The 19186-nt window shown below is 45.6% G+C and carries 14 protein-coding genes; 9 read left to right on the top strand and 5 right to left on the bottom strand.

Annotated elements, in window-relative coordinates; translation table 11 throughout:
- The first annotated feature begins 64 nt into the window (after positions 1 to 64).
- The gene (locus PLL47_RS10105; RefSeq protein ID WP_324446074.1) at positions 65 to 1723 is read left to right on the top strand and encodes a sodium:solute symporter family protein; all 1659 of its coding nucleotides are present in this window, start codon (positions 65 to 67) and stop codon (positions 1721 to 1723) included.
- Positions 1724 to 1775: 52 nt separating this feature from the next.
- Here the strand turns inward: PLL47_RS10105 and larAH6 (PLL47_RS10100) are convergent, their stop codons facing one another.
- From larAH6 (PLL47_RS10100) to PLL47_RS10090, 3 genes are all read right to left on the bottom strand, one after another.
- On the bottom strand, positions 1776 to 3029 hold the full coding sequence (larAH6, locus tag PLL47_RS10100; protein ID WP_324446073.1) for a nickel-dependent malate racemase, LarAH6 family: 1254 nt from the start codon (positions 3027 to 3029) through the stop codon (positions 1776 to 1778).
- A 146-nt stretch (positions 3030 to 3175) separates the two neighbouring features.
- Positions 3176 to 4438, bottom strand: coding sequence for a nickel-dependent malate racemase, LarAH6 family (gene larAH6, locus PLL47_RS10095; RefSeq protein WP_324446072.1), 1263 nt, complete (start codon positions 4436 to 4438; stop codon positions 3176 to 3178).
- A 178-nt stretch (positions 4439 to 4616) separates the two neighbouring features.
- The gene (locus PLL47_RS10090) at positions 4617 to 5309 is read right to left on the bottom strand and encodes a metal-dependent hydrolase (RefSeq protein ID WP_324446071.1); all 693 of its coding nucleotides are present in this window, start codon (positions 5307 to 5309) and stop codon (positions 4617 to 4619) included.
- Positions 5310 to 5519: 210 nt separating this feature from the next.
- Between PLL47_RS10090 and PLL47_RS10085 the strand changes: the two genes are divergently transcribed.
- Positions 5520 to 6680 carry a DUF2117 family protein gene (locus tag PLL47_RS10085; RefSeq protein WP_324446070.1) on the top strand — a complete coding sequence of 387 codons (1161 nt, stop codon included), beginning with the start codon at positions 5520 to 5522 and terminating at the stop codon, positions 6678 to 6680.
- A gap of 99 nt (positions 6681 to 6779) precedes the next feature.
- Here PLL47_RS10085 and PLL47_RS10080 read toward each other — a convergent pair whose 3' ends face one another.
- Positions 6780 to 7076: a HepT-like ribonuclease domain-containing protein gene (locus PLL47_RS10080; protein ID WP_324446084.1), complete on the bottom strand. Its 297-nt coding sequence runs from the start codon at positions 7074 to 7076 to the stop codon at positions 6780 to 6782.
- 49 nt (positions 7077 to 7125) lie between these two features.
- The gene (locus PLL47_RS10075) at positions 7126 to 7422 is read right to left on the bottom strand and encodes a nucleotidyltransferase family protein (protein ID WP_324446069.1); all 297 of its coding nucleotides are present in this window, start codon (positions 7420 to 7422) and stop codon (positions 7126 to 7128) included.
- A gap of 1173 nt (positions 7423 to 8595) precedes the next feature.
- Here PLL47_RS10075 and PLL47_RS10070 point away from each other — a divergent pair.
- The 7 genes from PLL47_RS10070 (at position 8596) to PLL47_RS10040 (ending at position 18937) form a co-directional block, all read left to right on the top strand.
- A complete protein-coding gene (locus tag PLL47_RS10070; protein WP_324446068.1) occupies positions 8596 to 10992 on the top strand; it encodes a type I restriction-modification system subunit M in 2397 nt (798 codons plus the stop codon).
- Positions 10989 to 12299, top strand: a complete 1311-nt coding sequence (locus PLL47_RS10065) for a restriction endonuclease subunit S (RefSeq protein ID WP_324446067.1) — start codon at positions 10989 to 10991, stop codon at positions 12297 to 12299. The genes PLL47_RS10070 and PLL47_RS10065 overlap by 4 nt, the downstream gene beginning before the upstream one ends.
- Positions 12296 to 13045: a hypothetical protein gene (locus tag PLL47_RS10060; protein WP_324446066.1), complete on the top strand. Its 750-nt coding sequence runs from the start codon at positions 12296 to 12298 to the stop codon at positions 13043 to 13045. Before PLL47_RS10065 ends, PLL47_RS10060 begins: the two co-directional genes overlap by 4 nt.
- Positions 13042 to 13479, top strand: coding sequence for a DUF262 domain-containing protein (locus PLL47_RS10055; protein WP_324446065.1), 438 nt, complete (start codon positions 13042 to 13044; stop codon positions 13477 to 13479). The genes PLL47_RS10060 and PLL47_RS10055 overlap by 4 nt, the downstream gene beginning before the upstream one ends.
- A gap of 153 nt (positions 13480 to 13632) precedes the next feature.
- The gene (locus PLL47_RS10050; RefSeq protein ID WP_324446064.1) at positions 13633 to 15096 is read left to right on the top strand and encodes a hypothetical protein; all 1464 of its coding nucleotides are present in this window, start codon (positions 13633 to 13635) and stop codon (positions 15094 to 15096) included.
- Positions 15096 to 18221: a type I restriction endonuclease subunit R gene (locus PLL47_RS10045; protein ID WP_324446063.1), complete on the top strand. Its 3126-nt coding sequence runs from the start codon at positions 15096 to 15098 to the stop codon at positions 18219 to 18221. The genes PLL47_RS10050 and PLL47_RS10045 overlap by 1 nt, the downstream gene beginning before the upstream one ends.
- Complete coding sequence (locus tag PLL47_RS10040) at positions 18221 to 18937, top strand: M48 family metallopeptidase (RefSeq protein WP_324446062.1); 717 nt, start codon at positions 18221 to 18223, stop codon at positions 18935 to 18937. Before PLL47_RS10045 ends, PLL47_RS10040 begins: the two co-directional genes overlap by 1 nt.
- Positions 18938 to 19186 lie beyond the last annotated feature (249 nt).

The raw sequence follows: 19186 nt of genomic DNA, 5'->3' as shown, positions 1-19186 counted from the left end.
GCTTAAGCGGTTTTTTTAATTGCCTGCGGAAAAAAGCAGTTATGATCATTCAGGAATGATTTTTATGGCAGTTAGTACTTTAACTCTTATCTTCTTTGTCATCATATATCTTGCAGCCACCTTTTATGTTGCCTACCTGGGATACAAAAAAAATTCCAAGACAGATGGGTATATGCTCGCAGGCCGAGGGGTGCATCCTGCAATTATGGCTCTTTCCTACGGAGCTGCTTTTATAAGCACTTCTGCAATCATAGGATTCGGAGGGGTAGCTGCATCTTTAGGAATGGGACTTTTGTGGCTTGTTTTTATGAACATCTTTTTTGGAATCTTTATCGCTTTTGTTGTCTTTGGCCCTCCAACAAGGCGCATGGGGCTGAACCTGGGAGCTATAACATATCCTGAATTTATAGGAAAACGATTCCAGTCAAAGTTCATTCAGACATATTCCGGGCTTCTTCTCGGTATTTTCATGCCTCTTTACGCTGCAAGCGTTATCATAGGAGCCGGAAGATTCCTTGAAACAACTCTTGGGGTCAACTACAATATTGCTCTTATTATCTTTACAATTATTATTGCCTCTTACGTGATTAAAGGAGGCCTTCTCTCAGTCATGTATGTGGACGCTTTCCAGGCTGTCCTTATGTTATTCGGAATGGGCTTTCTGCTTATCTACACTTACAGTATGCTTGGAGGAGTTACCGAAGCCCATCTGGCCCTTACCAATATGGCAAACCTTGTCCCTCAAGCCCTTGCAGACCAGGGGCACAGGGGCTGGACTGCTATGCCGGCATTTGGCTCTCCTATCTGGTGGACAATGGTTTCCACAATCATAATGGGAGTAGGTATCGGAGTACTTGCACAGCCTCAGCTTGCAGTCAGGTTTATGACTGTAAAAAATGACGTTTCCCTGAAAAGAGCAGTAGCTGTGGGCGGTCCTTTCCTCCTGATGATGGTAGGAGTCGCATATACTATAGGAGCCCTCTCAAATGTATACTTCTACAAGACTTCAGGCATTATTGCCCTTCAGGCAGTTCCTGACGGAAACACTGACCTTATAATGCCAACATTCCTGAACCATGCCATGCCTGAAATGTTTGTAGCGCTCTTCATGCTCAGCCTGCTTTCAGCTGCAATGTCTACTGCAGCCGCCCAGTTCCATACTATGGGTACTGCCATAGGTTATGATGTCTACCAGCAGAGTATCATGAAAGGCAAGTCAACAGCTACAGTCCATGTTACAAGATTAGGTATTGCCTTTACCATCCTGGTAGCTATCGTTCTGGCATATATCCTTCCAGGAAGTATTATTGCAAGGGCTACTGCAATGTTCATGGGTTTGTGTACGGCTGCTTTCCTGCCCCTGTTTATCGGAGCACTTTTCTGGAAGCGCACCACAAAAGCCGGAGCAACTGCAAGCCTTGTAATAGGATCTTTAAGCAGCCTCTTCTGGCTGACTTTTGTCCACGCAAAAGAAGCGATTCCTCTCGGGATCTGCCAGGCAATCTTTGGTAAAGAAACTTTACTTGCAGGCACCTGGCCGCTTGTAGACCCTATTCTGATTGCAACTCCATTATCTCTCGTTGCCCTGGTCGCAGTAAGCCTTATGACACCCCGTTTTTCGCCTGAATTCCTTAAAAAAGCTTTCAGGAGAAGGTTTGAAGACGAAGAAGAGGAAAAATCAGAGTCCGCGTCACACAAGACTGTAGAATCGGCAGGCGTTTAAGTCTTTTTCATTTAAGAATCAGGCGCATTTTTATGCGTCTACTTTTCTTGATTTACTTTTTTACGGGAAGGGTCTGCCCTCCATGAGGCATCAGGTGAATCTTTGCTTCAGGTTTTTCCGAAAGGACTGCAGATAGTGCTTCCTGCACGCTTTTCATGGGAGTAAAGTACGCGGCTCTGGCTTTTTCTTCGGGAAGCTTTGAAACAAGGTAAAGCTTGAATTTCTTTGCAGCCAGTGCGACAATTGCACTCTTGTGTCCTCCAAACTCGAAGCAGTGCTTGAAACGCTCTATCGCTTCTTCCGGAGTTTTGCATTCCTTATTCCAGCACTCATAAACCTGATTTCCTATCCCCTCGGCACATTCGGCTACAAGGATAATCGAGCCGCCTTCCTTTACAGCCTGGGTTGCATTATCCAGAGATTTGTTTGCCTGGTAGAGATTGATGTCTTTGGGGTAGCCTCCGCAGGAAACAATAACAGCATCTGCAGGTTCCACGGGCACTTTATACATGGCATCCACAATCTCGACCCCTTTCCTGTGGGCAGCAATAAAATCACCTGCAACTGCAGCAACGATTTCTTTTTTGCTGTCAAGCACGACATTAAGAATGAATTTAAGGCCAAAGACCTTTGCAGCCTCCTCCATATCCTGCCTGACAGGACTGTCAACCCTTCCGGAAACCGCATTTTCTTCTATCATCATTTTGTGGTTGGTAAGCACAGCCTCTTCAGAGCTTACTCCGGGAAGTACGGACTTTGCACCCCCGCTGTACCCTGCATAGTAATGGAACTCGATTCCTCCCGTACCAATAACAAAATCAGCATCGAGAACCTCTTCGAAGATCTCAATTGGAGTGCCCCGGCTGGTTACTCCTATCCTTCTGCATCTGGAAGTATCGTGCTGGATGCAGCGGATTTTTTTGTAGATATCTTCCCCAACAAGTTTCTTTGATTCTTCTTCAGTTTGCTGGCGGTGAAGCCCGAGAGCAAATATAATGGTAATGTTCTCGTCCTTTGCTCCTCCAAGGTAAAGCTCTTCGAGTAAGGGAGGAAGAATTTTTGCTGTAGGAGTGGGTCTTGTAACATCACTTACAATAATTCCAATTCTGGAATCAGGGTTTACAATCTCGGAAAGTCTCTTACTTTTTACAGGATTCTCGAGCGCTTTTTTGATTAAGAGAGCGCTCTCCTCCTTTTTATCGGGCTCCGATGGAAGTATTATGCTGGATATATTTTTCTCCGGTATATCCAGTTCAGAAACCCCGTTTCCGAACGCAAGTGGAATCTTTTTTATATTTGTCGTCATGTTCGTGCCGCTGATTTTGCATTGATTATATATAAACTATACAGGTGAACAATATTGAAATTAAAATTCCGCTTCAAACTTCAGTCGAAAAAACAGCTCAAACTTTAGCGGTCTATGTCTTTTCACGGTTTTACTTGCCTGTTTTCTCATTTCCGGACAGGCAGGGTCCACCCTCCATCGGGAATTATGTGAACCTTTGCCTCGGGGTTCTCTGCAAGAATATTTTCAAGGGCTTCCTGTACACTTTTTGCAGGGATAAAGAAGGCTTTTCTGCTTTCTTCCTCGGAAAGTTTTGAAACAATATAGAGTTTGAACTGTTTTGCAGTTTTTGCAACTATGGCACTCTTGTGCCCTCCAAACTCAAAGAAGTTCTTGAAGCGTTCTATAGCATCATCAGGGCTCCTGCACTCTCTGTTCCAGCACTCGTATACCTGGTTTCCTATTCCTTCCGCACATTCGGCCACGAGTACTATTGAGCCTCCTGTTTTTACTGCAGGGACAGCATTTTCCAGAGCCTTTGTTGCCTGGTAGAGGTTGATATCTTTAGGGAAACCACCACAGGAAACGATGACCGCATCTGCAGGCTCAACCTTTACTTTGTACATGGAATCTACATATTTCGCTCCTTCCCTGTGAGCCTGGATGAAATCTCCAGCAACGGCAGCAATAATTTCTTTCCTGCTATTGATTACAACGTTCAGGATAAAGCGAAGACCTGCAATCCCTGCGGCCTCTTCGATATCTTTCCTTGCAGGACTGTCGGCTCTGCCCGAAAGAGGTTCACCTTCGAATAGTTTGCTATAATGGCTGTGGAATGAAAGTACAGCTTTTTCCGAACTGACCCCCGGAAGGATAGACTTTCCTCCGCCGCCGTAACCTGCGTAATAATGAAATTCCACTGTCCCGGTGCTGATTATCAGATCTGCATTCAAAACTTCTTCAAATATTTCAACTGGAGTCCCGAAACTTGTCTCCCCTATATGAATACATCTATTCCTGTCGTGCTGGACAAACCTTATATTTCTGGAAATTTCATTCCCCAGAAGCTTTCTGCACTCTTCTTCTGTCTGCTGACGGTGAAGCCCGAGAGCAAATACGATGGTAATGTTCTCATCCCTTGCTCCGCCGAGGTAAAGCTCTTTAAGTAGAGGAGGCAGAATCTTTGCGGTAGGAGTGGGTCTTGTGATATCGCTTACAATTATTGCAATTCTGGATTCCGGGTTTACAATCCCGGATAGTCTCTTACTTTTTATCGGGTTCTTGAGAGCTTTCCGAATTAGAAGAGTTTCATCATCCTTTTTTTCAGGCTCCGAAGGCAGAATCAGGCTGAAAAAGTTTTTTTCAGGAATATTCAGCTCAGAAATCCCGTTTCCAAATGCAAGTGGAATCTTTTTTATATTTGTCGTCATGTTTATGCCGGTGATTTCGTATTGATTATATAAAACTGTACAGGTGAACAATAGAAAAGTATGTGTAAAATACGATTTAAATTTGCTCTTTTAAAACTGTATTCGGTAGTGTACCGAAAGTTCTGTACAATATGATTGACTCTGTATCCTTTTTTACCACAAAAAACAGAGTAAAATATCAAATTTCTATCGATTCCCCGGGTTCTAAAATAATTACTTTCGTGTCGACCTTTGCTTCCACAGCTTTTCTGAAATCTTCAGGATCCTGTTTGATGACATCAAATGTGTTATAATGCATCGGCACAACAATCTCAGGCCTGATCAGTTCAACAGCTTTTACAGCTTCCTTTATCCCCATGGTAAACCTGTCCCCTATGGGCAGCAGGGCGATTTCTGGTTCGTAAAGTTCTCTGATTAGCTGCATATCCCCGAAAACTCCCGTATCTCCGGAATGATAAATGGAATGCCCTCCTATGCCGATCACAAAACCTGCCGGGCTGCCCCCATCGAAACTGAAACCTGAAGCGTCAATTGAAGAAGAATGAAGTGCATGAGTCATGGTAAGGGTTATACCTTCCACCTCTATCGTGCCTCCCTTGTTCATGCCTTCGGCAAAGACCCCTTTTGATTTTATGTAGTTTGCAAGCTCATGGATAGAAATAATCCTGCAGCCTGTCCGTGCACCGATAGCTATAGTATCTCCCAGGTGGTCGCGGTGCCCGTGGGTTACAGCTATTATATCCGGGTCAAGGTCTTCGGGACTGCACGGAGCTTTCGGGTTTTCTGAAATGAAAGGGTCGATAAGGAGTTTCTTTTCGGCTTCGAACAAAAAAGCAGCATGTCCAAGCCAGGTAATCTTTACATCAGTCATTTCTCTTCCTCACAATCAATCGTCTTTTGTCAAAACGTAACAATGCATAATGTAATTTTCGATAATTCTCGGATAGTTAGCATAAAATACAGGGATGAGTGATGTATAAGAAAAAAAATACGTTTGAAAGAAGACATAAGAAAAATACTGACTGTAGTAATGGGTCATATTATTTAGTTCACATGTGTATTTGGTAAAAATCAGGTGAAAATGAAAATCAGCCTTGTAATCCACGGACCCGAAGTAATCGATTCGGGAGAAGCGAAAATAGTTTTAGAAAAGCTATCCCTCCTCGGCGAAGTAAAAGCAGAGCTTGGAGGGACCATGGGAAAAACAGCTGTACTTGATGCCGGGCTTGAAAATGTCATAGATACTACCAGGCATCTCAAGCCAAGCGCCTGCATAGAGTTCTTTTTTGAAACATCAGACCTTATTTGCCTGCTGAACAGAGGAAAAACTCTGGAAACCGGCAGAATTTTCGGGTCAAAGGTCGCTTCCCGCCTGAAAAACCCTGAAAAGAAGCCATTGATCCAGATCGAAAGTCCAGGTTGCTCTTTCGGCAGGCTCATACCCCTGAACAAAAGAGCTGAAAACTGCATAGAGATACTCTCGAGAACCCTCGGGATTCCTGCCGAAAAACCCCTGGATTTTTGTAACCCTGTTTCCATAGAAACCTGCTCTAAAACCGGAAAAACCCGGATAATACGCGAAATCTCAGGAGTTCTTCCGGGAGAAAATATTTTTGTAAACGGGATTGTTATCGGAAAAGCCCTGTCTTTGAAAATAAGGATAATCTCCGAAAACGGCTTCATTACTGCAATTGAAGGCGGAGAAATAAAGGAACACGGGCTTGAAAAACTCCATAACTATGAAAAAAGGGACCCGATTGACCTTTCCGGAGCCTGGATAAAAAGTGGGGATATTCGGAGAAGCAGCTCCTTACTCCCGGCTGCCAGAAATGATAATTTCAGCGCCCGAAAATCAATTTCTCTTTCCGGGTCAGGAACAGGAAAAGTCGTGCTTATAGACCACGCCGCCGAAAAATCCTATGAACTTGCTGCAGGGGCTGAACTTGCAGTTACAGTTGGAGACGATACCACAGCCATAGCAGGAGATATTCTCTACAGGCTTGGAATCCCGATAATTGGAATCACAGACGGGGACTGTGATAATGTTGTATGTAAGACAAAAGCCTTACAGGGTTCGATTATCCTCAAACTGGCTCCGGGTAGCGATGATATCGTGGGCAGGAGAATAAAGCAGGAGCTTTTGAAAGGGCAAAATTCGGCTGTTTTTGAGAATCTGCCTGCCTTTAGAGAAGAGGTACTGAAACTGGCAGAGCCATTTATTGAGGCTGTTTTTGAATATTGAGAATAAGCGATAAAAAAGTAAAGAGCTTTGAAAATCTTGAACCTTGAGTTATGATTTCCGCGAATCACGCCTCAATATATTTGCGTCTCGGAAGACAAATTAAATGTTTCCATCAAAATCCTGGATAATTACCAAGACTATTTTTTTGAGAGCAGGAATATCCTCTTTTATGGTATCCCAGACAGCATTGATGTCCACACCGAAATAATTGTGGATCAATTTGTCTCTCATGCCTGCTATTCCTCTCCAGTGGACCTGAGGATACTTATCTCTCAGAGGCTTTGATAGGTTTTTAGTAGCTTCACCAATTATCTGAATTTGCCTTATAGTTGCATCCTGAAAAAGGCTGTTTGATAGAAACTCTTCTTCGGAAAGGTTTTCTGTGTATTTCTCAATAAGGAGATCGACTGAAGGATGTGACTGATATAAACTCTGTCATCCTTTTTCATTCAGAGATCACTCGGGCTTCTTTTTTAATTCCATCAATCAGGTAAGGACTTATCGATTTCTCAGTAAGCAAATCGACTTTTATTCCCAAATAGTCAGAAAGCTCCAGTTCTATATTCACCAGAGTGAGCAGGCTTTTACGTTCAGCAAACTCAACCAGGACGTCAATGTCACTTTCTGGCTTCTCTTCTCCCCTAACATAGGACCCAAAAACAGATACTTTAGTCGCTCCATGTTTTTTCAGAAAGGAAGAAACTTTGCGAAATAAATCTTCTCTTTCTTCCACAGTATGCATGTTGATATATCTCGTTTTTTTCAATTTAAATCTATCCCACCCGAGTTGCGCCACCCGAGTTGCGCCACCCGAGTTGCGCCACCCGAGTTCCGCCTCGGGAGGGCGGTGTCCTTTCCGAGTTTCGCGTCGGAAGCACGAGGTCCTTTTCGGTCGCTTCGCTCCCTCAAGAGGACTAATTTTTGGTTTAGAATATTCGCTTCGCTCGCTCAAGAGGACTAATTTATGGATTAGAGTACTCGTTTTGCTCGCTTAAGAGGACTACTTTAAAATTTATAGAGTGAGCTTTGCTCCAAAGACTAATTGAGGAAAAAGCTGTAAATCTTCTGAACCATGCAACTTCATTAGCTATACCGGGTCATTCTTGTTCCACTCGACGAAGGAGAGCGGCCAGTCTCAAAAAGACAAAATAGAAGAGAATTGGCAAATAATAGCTCTATCAAAAGGAGAAAATTGTAAATAAGAATCCTGTCTGCTTTTTTTGCTTTTTTCTTTCTCAAACTTCTTTTTCTTTAGCATGAAAGTACTCTCAAGTACTTTCATTCTTTGGGCATGTTATTCGAAGAATATCATGTGCGTTTTTTCTCCTTTTTACTTCTTGTCCTTTAACTTATTTCGAGTTTTGTGAAGAGCCGCCAGACAAGCTGGAGGAGGTTTCAGATACAATGTGAATTTTACTCCCTTATCACGGATAAGAAGATAATTTTCTGATCTGTGAAGCTTGATGTAATGCTTAAAGTTCTTTTCACGCTCAACAAAAGGGAGCGGGTTTTCCAAAAGGCAAAAAGAAGATGAAGCCTGTAAATAAAAAGCGAAAAAGATTCAGATTTGCTAAAAAAGCGGAATTAAACATTATTTGAAAATGACATCAGGTGTTTATTAAGCCTTTTTTCGTAGTCCTTTTTGCTTTGCAAATCAGAATTGCCTTCAGTGAAATGAACACATTTATTAATTTTAACTGTCATCGTTGGATAGTTACTATAATAAGAAGATGAGAAGGCATGAACCAAAACGGAAAACACATTTCAGCCCGCGCATGGGATTCAGAATGCAAAGAACATAATATCAGCATTGTCCCAAACTACCTGAAATTGGTTAACAACATTTTCAATCTGAAAAGGTTCTGTTTCGTGTTCAGCCGATCGTCTCGAAGTAAACATTCACTGGTGGTATGAAATGGCTCTAAAAAAATCCGAACTTTATTCTTCTCTATGGTCCAGCTGCGATGAACTTCGCGGCGGAATGGATGCCAGCCAGTACAAGGACTACGTACTCGTTCTATTGTTTATCAAATACATAAGCGACAAATACGCTGACATGCCTTTCGCACCTATTAGCGTCCCTCAGGGTGCGAGCTTCAAGGATATGGTTGCACTCAAAGGCAAACCGGATATCGGCGATCAGATCAATAAGAAAATAATTGCTCCGCTGGTTAATGCCAACAAGCTGTCTGACATGCCGGACTTCAACGACTCTGCTAAGCTCGGCAGCGGTAAGGAAATGGTGGACAGGCTTACCAACCTCATTGCTATTTTCGAGAACCCTGCCCTTGATTTCTCGAAGAACCGTGCCGAAGGTGACGATATCCTGGGCGATGCCTACGAATATCTTATGAGACATTTCGCAACCGAGAGCGGAAAAAGCAAAGGTCAGTTCTATACTCCTGCCGAGGTAAGCCGGGTTATTGCACAGATACTCGGAATCCGTTATGCAAATACTACAAGCTCCACCACGGCTTATGATCCTACATGCGGCTCAGGTTCGCTGCTTTTGAAGGTCGCAGACGAGGCAAGGACCAAGATAACCCTTTACGGGCAGGAAAAAGATGCAACGACATCCGGGCTTGCCCGCATGAACATGATCCTGCACAACAACCCTGAAGCACTTATCGTGCAGGGGAACACTCTTACAGACCCCAAGTTCAAAGATGGGGAAACGCTCAAGACCTTTGATTATGTCGTTGCCAATCCTCCTTTCAGCGACAAGCGCTGGAGCACTGGCCTGGACCCTCTTAAAGATCCTTACGACCGTTTCAAGCCCTTTGGGGTTCCACCTGCCAAGCAGGGAGATTACGCTTATCTGCTGCATATTGTCCGTTCGCTAAAGAGCACGGGCAAAGGTGCATGTATTCTGCCGCATGGTGTATTGTTCCGTGGAAATGCCGAAGCCGATATCCGGCGTGCCCTCGTACGCAAGGGATACATAAAGGGGATCATTGGTCTGCCAGCCAATCTTTTCTACGGTACCGGAATCCCTGCATGTATTATTGTTATTGATAAGGAAGAGGCTCAAAACCGCAAGGGCATTTTTATGATCGATGCCAGCGCGGGTTTCATGAAAGACGGTCCCAAAAACCGCCTGCGTGCCCAGGATATCCACAGGATCGTTGACGTTTTCACAAGGCAGGCAGAGATCCCGAAATACTCGCGGATGGTCAGTTTTGAGGAGATAGAGAAGAACGAGTTTAACCTCAACCTCCCACGCTATATCGACAGCCAGCAGGCTGAAGACCTTCAGGATATTGAGGGACACCTGCATGGAGGAATCCTGTGTGCTGATATTGATGCCCTCCAGAGTTACTGGAATGTATGTCCACAGCTCAGGCAGACACTGTTCAAGGAGATTCGTCCCGGCTACCTTGAGCTTGCTGTGGACAAGTCAGCTATCAAATCCACCATTTACGAGCACCCCGAGTTTGCAGCTTTTACCGCCGGCATGAATGCACATTTCGCTGCCTGGCGTTCGAAGACTTCTGCTATGCTCCGGCAGTTGCAGCCCGGATGCCACCCTAAGGAAATCATAGAAGGGCTTTCCGAAGACCTGCTTGCCCATTATGCAGATAAGCCGCTCGTCAACCAGTACGATATTTATCAGCACCTGATGGACTACTGGGCTGAGACTATGCAGGACGACTGCTACCTCATCGCTGACGAGGGATGGAAGGCAGAGACCTATCGTATTGTCGAGAAGGATAAGAAAGGAAAAGAGAAGGACAGGGGCTGGACGTGTGACCTTGTGCCAAAAGAGCTTATCGTTGCCCGTTACTTCGCCAGAGAGCAGGAGGATATCGATAATCTTTCTGCTGAGCTGGAAAGCATTACTGCCAGCATGACCGAGCTTGAAGAGGAACAGGGCGGCGAGGAAGGTGCATTTTCGGAACTTGAAAAGGTGAATAAGGCAAATGTCGCTGCACGCTTGAAAGATATCAAAAGCGATAGGGAAGCAAAAGAAGAGGCTGCTGTGCTTAACGACTGGTTGAAACTCGCAAACAAGGAAGCGGATCTCAAGAAACGCCTCAAGGAAGCCGAGTCCCTGCTTGACTCAAAAGCCTATCACTATTATCCGAAACTCACTGAGGATGATGTCAAGACGCTGGTTGTGGACGATAAATGGCTTTCTTCGCTGGATAAAGCCATTCACGGCGAGATGGACCGGATCAGCCAGTCCCTTACCCAGCGTGTGAAGGAGCTGGCGGAACGCTACGAAACCCCGATGCCACAGATGACCGCCCGCGTGGCTGAGCTGGAGGCAAAAGTGAACCGGCACCTGGAGAGAATGGGGTTCAAATTATGAGTGCGGAGTGCAGAGCCGAGAATATTCCACCGGGTTACAAAAAGACTGAGGTGGGAGTGATTCCGGAGGATTGGGAAGTTTATGTTCTTGGTGAGATTGGCAAATTTAAGAATGGATTAAACAAGGATAGCCAAGCTTTTGGTCATGGTTCTCCATTCGTAAACTTGATGGACGTTTTTGGTGTCAATTCTATCGTATCAAAAGAACAACTTGGGCTCGTCGAATGTACCAGCTTTGAGCAAAGTGTATATGATCTACGGCGTAGTGATGTGATTTTCGTACGATCATCGGTGAAACCTTCGGGGGTTGGACTAACAGTCGTTGTTGAGAAAGATTTGGATGGGACTGTTTACTCAGGATTTCTCATCAGATTCCGCGACGGTGGGTTTATCGACACTGACTTTAAGAAACATTGCTTTTATGAAGAGGGTTTTCGCAAGAGAGTCATCGGTAGCAGTTCGGTGAGTGCAAACACCAATATCAGTCAGGAAAGTCTAAAAAGACTTCCGATTCCCCTCCCACCCACCAAAGCCGAACAAGAATCCATCGCCGAAGCTCTCTCCGATACAGATGCCCTCATCGAATCCCTTGAGCAGCTCATCGCCAAGAAACGCCAGATCAAACAGGGCGCCATGCAGGAGTTGTTGACTGGGAAGAGAAGGTTGCCGGGGTTTAGTGGAGAGTGGGAAGTGAAATTACTTGGCGATCTGTTTGACTTCAGCGGAGGACTTTCAGCTACAAGAGATCAACTTTCCATAGAAGGATATTGCTATCTCCATTATGGAGACATCCACACATCAAACAAGACCTTTATCGATGTCAAGAAGGAAAAACAAGATATCCCAAAGCTTGACATCTCTCTAAAAAAAGTATCACCTTCTTCATTGCTTGAGAGTGGAGACGTTGTCTTTGTAGATGCATCTGAAGACGAAGAAGGAGCAAGCAAGCATATTGTCATCTTCAACGAAGATAAAATCCCTTTCATTTCCGGTCTGCACACTATAGTTGCAAAGAGCAAGACAAAAGAACTGGATTACCAGTACCGACGATATTGTTTTCAAACTAGTGATATAAAACAGCAGTTCCGGTTTTTTGCAGTAGGAACCAAGGTTTTTGGGATTAGCAAAGCAAATATTGCGAAAATTACACTGCCTGTTCCATCAGTTGAAGAACAAACCGCTATAGCATCCATCCTCTCCGACATGGATTCTGAAATTACCGCGCTGGAAGAAAAACTTGCCAAAGCCCGACAGATCAAGCAGGGTATGATGCAGGAACTGCTTACAGGGAGGATTCGATTGGTATGAGTTGTCAGGGACAAGCCAATTCCTTCTTCATTGGCTGGGATGTAGGCGGGTGGAATTGCGACAAAAACAAAGATAGTCAGGATGCAATAGTGATTCTTGACTCTGCACTCATTATTGTGGGAAAACCGTGGCGTGGCAATCTTCGCACTTCCATCAACGAGTCTAAGAACTCAAAAGAATTCATCTGTAAACTGATCTCCTTATGCACTGATAATTTCCCTGCAAATATTGAACACGTTACTCTATCCATAGATACACCACTGGGCTTTTCTGTTGGATTCACAGAACTTGTAACAGGTTTGAAATTCTTAGAACCGATAGGGAGTTACAATACCAACCCTTACCTTTACCGGCAGACTGAACGCTATCTGTTTGAACACGGTCTAAGTCCCCTGTCATCCATCAAAGATATGATTGGGAGTCAGGCTACCAAAGGCATTCATGTCCTTGCCAAGTTTGCGCCAGAGGTAAAGAGCTGTGGTGTGTGGAGTGACGGAGAATTGCTTACCGCAATTGAAGCCTATCCGGCAGCCTGCAAAAATTCCAGATCAATAGAAACTTTGCGCCAGCAGGTCGCAAATAAGCCAGTTAAAAATAAGGACAAAATGGACGCACTAACCTGTGCTCTTATAGCTTATCTTTTTTCTAAAAGTCCAGAACAACTCATCGCTCCCAGAGGTTCAGTACCCCCAAGTGAAGGCTGGATCTGGGTTCCAAAAGATATCTTAAAAGAAGTGAAACTATGAAAATCTCCACTATTCTTGACCATATAGACAGCGGGCACATGGCATTGCCCGAATTTCAGCGTGGTTATGTTTGGAACCGTGACCAGGTACGTGGCCTTTTTGATTCACTTTACCGTGGTCATCCTATAGGTGGCTTGCTGGTATGGGCCACCGAGTCCAAAACGGCAGTCCATCGTGGAGATGGTCCTTTGGCAGCTGGTGTTGTTAAACTGCTGCTCGATGGGCAACAGCGCATAACTTCGCTTTACGGTGTGGTAAGGGGAAAGCCACCCAAGTTTTTCGACGGCAATACACAGGCTTTCACAGGACTGCGTTTTCATCTTGAAACAGAAACTTTTTCATTTTATCAGCCTGTAAAAATGAAAGATGACCCTCTGTGGATTGATGTTACGGATCTGATGCAGAAGGGAACGGCTAGTGTCACGGCAATTTAATTCTTACACATATTCTTTGGCAGTTTCCTGTCAGTGCATAAGGATTCTGAGCTTAATATTGGGTAATAACTAAACGTTCTTGACACTAGACTGGGTGAATTTGTGGCACCTTTAAGTAAGCAGCCGGAACTGGCGCCTAAATTCGGGGACTATGTGGGAAAGCTCGCCCGACTGCTCAGCGTAAAAGAAGTAGACCTGCATGTAGAAGAGGTCACAGGGGCAGATAAGACTCTTGATGTAGTTGTCGATATCTTCAACCGGGTGAACAGCGGTGGTACTAAGCTTTCTAAGGGTGACCTAGCTCTAGCAAAAATATGCTCTGAGTGGCCCGAAGCTCGCGATACCATGAAGGCAAAACTGAAAGAATGGGATAGTGCCGGTTACTGTTTCAACCTTGACTGGTTGCTGCGCTCAGTAAACACAGTACTGACAGGCGAGGCAAAGTTCCAGTTCCTGCACGATAAGAGTGCTGAGGAAATTCAGGATGCCCTCAAGCGAGCCACAAAGCACATTGATACATGCCTCAATTTGATTAGTGGACGTCTTGGACTAGACCACGACCAAGTATTTTTCGGTCGTTTTGGTGTGCCGGTAATGGTAAGATACCTCGACCAACGCAGTGGTCCTATGGATGAGAAAGAGAGGGATAAGCTGCTATTCTGGTTCGTGCAAGCTGGAATGTGGGGACGTTTCTCAGGATCTACTGAGGGATTCATTGACCAAGACCTTGCAGCACTGGAGGGTCCAGATGGCGGTCTGGATAAGCTGCTTGAGCAGTTACGTCTCTGGCATGGTGGACTGAGGGTAGAGCCAGAACATTTCACAAGCTGGAGTCTTGGAGCCCGATTCTACCCTGTGCTCTACATGCTAACACGTATGGGTGAAGCCCGTGATTGGGGTACAGGCCTTACACTCAAAGCCAACTTACTAGGGAAGAGGAACCAGCTGGAAGTGCATCACATATTCCCAAAGGCTCAACTATACAAACGGAAATTTAAACGCCCGGAAGTTAATGCGCTGGGTAACTTCTGCTTCCTCACAAAAGATACTAATCTCGTTATCGGTGACCGTCTTCCAGAACAGTATTTCCGGGAGATAGAAAAAGCACACCCGGGAGCCCTTGCTTCCCAATGGATTCCTACCGACCCTAGGTTATGGAAGATAGAGAACTACCTAGAATTTCTCGAAGTTCGGAAGTCGCTGTTGGCAGCTGAGGCAAACAGACTCATGAAAGAACTACTCCACAATGACACACGCTGGTTATCTGGACCAAGAGTATCTGTTCAGTCTACACTGGCTGTCGGTGGAGGAATCTCCAGTGAAGAGGAAGAGGAACAACTGGTAGCTCTAAATGACTGGATTAATAGCCAAAGCCTCCCGCGTGGCATACTGGCTTACGACTTTTCCGATGCCGTTACGGGAGAACAGAAAGCAGTCTTTGATCTGGCTTGGCCCAATGGGATTCAGGAAGAACTCAGCCAGCCTGTCGCGGTCCTGTTGAACGAAACTGCTGAAATCGTTGCCATTGCCAGTCAGGCAGGGTATCGCTGCTTCACCACAATTGATGACTTCAAACGATATGTGAATACGGAAATTATAGGTCAGGAGGCACATTAATGAGTGTGGGCAAGTCCGAACGCGCCACTCAGGACAGAATAATCTCTCTTTTTCATGAAGAGCTTGGCTACCGCTACCTCGGGAACTGGATTGACCGTGAAGGAAACAGCAACATAGAAAAAGGGCTGCTCGAAGCCTACCTGACAAAAAGCGGCTACACTCCCACCCAGATAGGCGTTGCTCTCTACAAGCTGGACATCGAAGCGAACAACCACAGCCGGAGCCTCTACAACAACAATCAGGCAGTCTACAGCCTTCTGCGCTACGGCGTCCCCGTGAAAACCGAAGCAGGAAAGGTCACAGAAAGCGTCCAGCTCATAAACTGGCAGGAACCGGAGAAGAACGATTTTGCCATAGCCGAGGAAGTAACCCTCAGAGGAAACAGAGAGCGCCGCCCCGATATCGTGCTCTACGTGAACGGCATCGCAGTCGGTGTGCTTGAACTGAAAAACAGCCGTGTGACCATAGAAGACGGAATACGCCAGAGCCTGTCAAACCAGCAGCACGATTTTAACGAATGGTTCTTCAGCACCGTGCAGTTCATCTTTGCAGGCAACGATTCCGAAGGCTTGAAGTACGGCACCATCGGCACGCAGGAGAAATATTTCCTCACATGGAAAGAAGACGAAGAGGATAACAGCCGCTTCAAGCTCGACAAATACCTTCTCAAGATGTGCAGCAAAAACCGGCTCATAGAGCTGATGCACGACTTCGTACTCTTTGACGGCGGCATAAAAAAGCTCCCCCGCTTTCACCAGTACTTCGCTATCAAAGCAGCACAGAAACACGTCCGGCAGCACAGGGGAGGTATTATCTGGCACACACAGGGCAGCGGAAAAAGCATTGTCATGGTGCTCCTTGCCAAGTGGATTCTGGAAAATAACCCCAACGCCCGCGTGGTTATTGTCACAGACCGCGACGAGCTCGACAAACAGATCGAAGGCATATTCAATGATGCAGGAGAGGATATCAAACGCTCCACCAGCGGTCGCGAACTGATGAGCCAGCTCAGCCAGCCTAAACCGCGCCTCCTCTGTTCTCTGATCCACAAATTCGGGCGCAAGGGTGTTGACAATTTTGATGCGTTCATAAAGGATCTGGAATCCCAGCCCAGCAAAACCGTGGGCGAGGTTTTTGTTTTCGTGGACGAGTGCCACCGCACCCAGAGCGGAAAACTGCACAGGGCAATGAAGGCGATCATGCCGAATGCAGTCTTTATCGGCTTCACAGGCACGCCGCTTCTCAAAAAAGATAAACAGACCAGCCTGGAAGTCTTCGGCGGCTATATCCACACCTACAAATTCAGCGAGGCAGTGGAAGATAAAGTGGTCCTCGACCTTGTTTATGAAGCACGTGACATCGACCAGCGTCTCGGCTCTGAACAAAAAATCGATGCCTGGTTTGAAGCAAAAACAAAAGGGCTCAACGACTGGCAGAAGGATGAGCTTAAGAAACACTGGGGCACCATGCAGAAACTGCTCAGTTCACGTTCCCGCATGGATCGGGTGGTAAGCGACATCATCTTTGATTTCAGCGTAAAGCCCCGCCTTTCCAGCGAACGCGGGAATGCTATTCTTGTAGCATCAAGCATCTACGAAGCCTGCAAGTACTTCACCCTCTTCCAGAAAACGCCTTTCAAAGGCAAATGTGCCGTGGTAACTTCTTACAACCCGCAGGCTCAGGACGTGACAAAAGAAGATACGGGCGCAAATACCGAGACAGAAAAAGAGTTCATCTACAACACCTACACGGAATTGCTCAAAGATATCGAAACCAATCCCGGTATGACAAAGACCGAGACCTATGAAGAGAAAGCAAAGTCTCTGTTCGTCAAAGAACCGGCTAACATGAAGCTGCTTATCGTAGTGGACAAGCTTCTCACCGGTTTTGATGCTCCACCCTGTACCTATCTTTACATAGACAAGTCAATGCAGGACCACGGTCTGTTTCAGGCAATCTGCCGAACTAACCGGCTGGACGGTGAGGACAAGGTTTTCGGTTACATTGTAGACTACAAAGACCTTTTTAAAAACCTGGTCAACGACAAAGGGACCGGAGCACTTCAGGTCTACTCTTCTGAACTTGACCGCAGCTCAGGAGGTGCCGATCCGGAAGTTTTGATGCAGAACCGCCTTAAAAAAGGTAGGGAACGCCTTGATAATGCCCTTGAAGCTCTGGCTCTGCTCTGCGAACCTGTCGAGCCGCCAAAAGGCGAACTTGAATACATCCACTATTTCTGCGGCAATACTGAAATCCCAACTGACCTCCAGGAACATGAAACGCAGCGTGCTGCCCTTTACAAAGCCACTGCGTCACTTGTCCGTGCCTATGCCAACATTGCAGACGAACTGGAATCTGCCGGATACAGCAGTTCAGAAATTGCCCGCATTAAGCAGTTGCTGGAACACTACCTGAATATCCGCGAGATTATCCGCAAAGCCAGTGGAGAAAGCCTCGACCTGAAAGCTTACGAAGCAGACATGCGTCATCTCATAGACACTTATATTGAGGCAGCCGAGCCCAGAAAAGTCTCGTCCTTTGATGACATACCTCTGCTCGAAATGATAGTAAAAACAGGCATTGACAAAGCTATCGTAACCCGGCTCGGCGGACTGCAAGGAAACAAAAACGCTGTCGCAGAGATTATCGAGAACAATGTCCGAAGCAAAATTATCAAAGATCACCTGAACGACCCGGCCTACTATGAGAAAATGTCAGCTCTGCTGGATGAAATAATCGCTGCCAGGAAGGCGAAAGCCATCGAATATGAAGAATACTTAAAACGGATTGCTGATCTGGTAAAGCAGGTGGAAGCCGGGCATGAAGACGATATCCTCGAAGTGCTTAAGACAAGCCCTGCACTGAGGGCGCTGTACAACAACCTGCAAAGCAACGGGAAATATTCAGATCTGGCTAAAGAGAGCGGCGAATACATCGTTCACAAAGATCAGGTTCTTGACCTCGCATTGAAGATCGACGAAACCGTAAAAAGGGTCAAGTCCGATGACTGGCGCGGTGTTGAACCCCGTGAACAGGTAATCAAACAAGCCCTGTACGATATCTTGCATGAAGTTGAAGAAGTGAACCGTATCTTCATAATCATCAAGGCACAAAAGGAATACTGATGACCAGGAAGATTGAACTCGGGGATATCACTGTAGACGTAGTGCTCAAGGATATCAAAAACATTCACCTGAGTGTGTATCCGCCCAATGGAAGAGTCAAAATATCTGCTCCCCTGCGAATGGATATGGATACTATTCGCGTATTCGCTATCTCCAGGCTGGGCTGGATCAAAAAGCAGCAGAAAAAGTTCCAGGAACAGGAACGTGAAACTCCGCGTGAGTACCTGGATCTTGAAAGCCATTACGTATGGGGGAAACGCTATTTGCTCAGGGTGGTCGAAGTTGATGAAGCACCTTCGGTCGAATTAAAACATAACAAAATGGTTCTTCGGGTACGTCCTGGAACCGATGATAAAAAGAAGAAGGATATTATTGATTCCTGGTATCGCGAGCAGCTCAAGAAAGCTGTGCCACCTTTAATTGCTAAGTGGGAACTGCTGCTGGGCGTGAAGGTAAATCGGTTCTTTGTACAGCGGATGAAAACAAAATGGGGAAGCTGTAACCACAAAGCACGCAACATCAGGCTCAATACCGAACTTGCCAGGAAACCAGAAGAATGCCTCGAATACACAGTCGTGCATGAAATGGCTCATCTGCTGGAGCCGACACACAATTCTCGCTTTATTTCACTGATGGACCAGTACATGCCAAAATGGCAATTCTTCAGGGATAAGCTGAATCAGTTACCTGTCAGGCATGAGGACTGGATTTATTGACACAGTTTACTTTAAATCTATTTCTGGTATCATTTTCATGCTCCAGCCTATCTAAATTTATATTTTTTATCTCTTCTGTGAAGAGCCTCCAGCCAAGAAGGCGGAGGCACCTGATTAATTTCAAATGAAAACGCGGATTCCCGTATAAATGAAGTGTTTTCTCAGTAAGTAAAGGGTTTTGCCGTCCATTTTCAAATTTTCTAAACTCCCATTTGACCGATAGGTATCCACACTTGCCGTAGATTGTTT

Origin of the sequence: Methanosarcina sp. (assembly GCF_035390745.1) — an archaeon.
Lineage (GTDB): Archaea > Halobacteriota > Methanosarcinia > Methanosarcinales > Methanosarcinaceae > Methanosarcina.
Note: the sequence above shows the minus strand (reverse complement) of the source record. Positions and strands in the feature narration are given on the sequence as shown.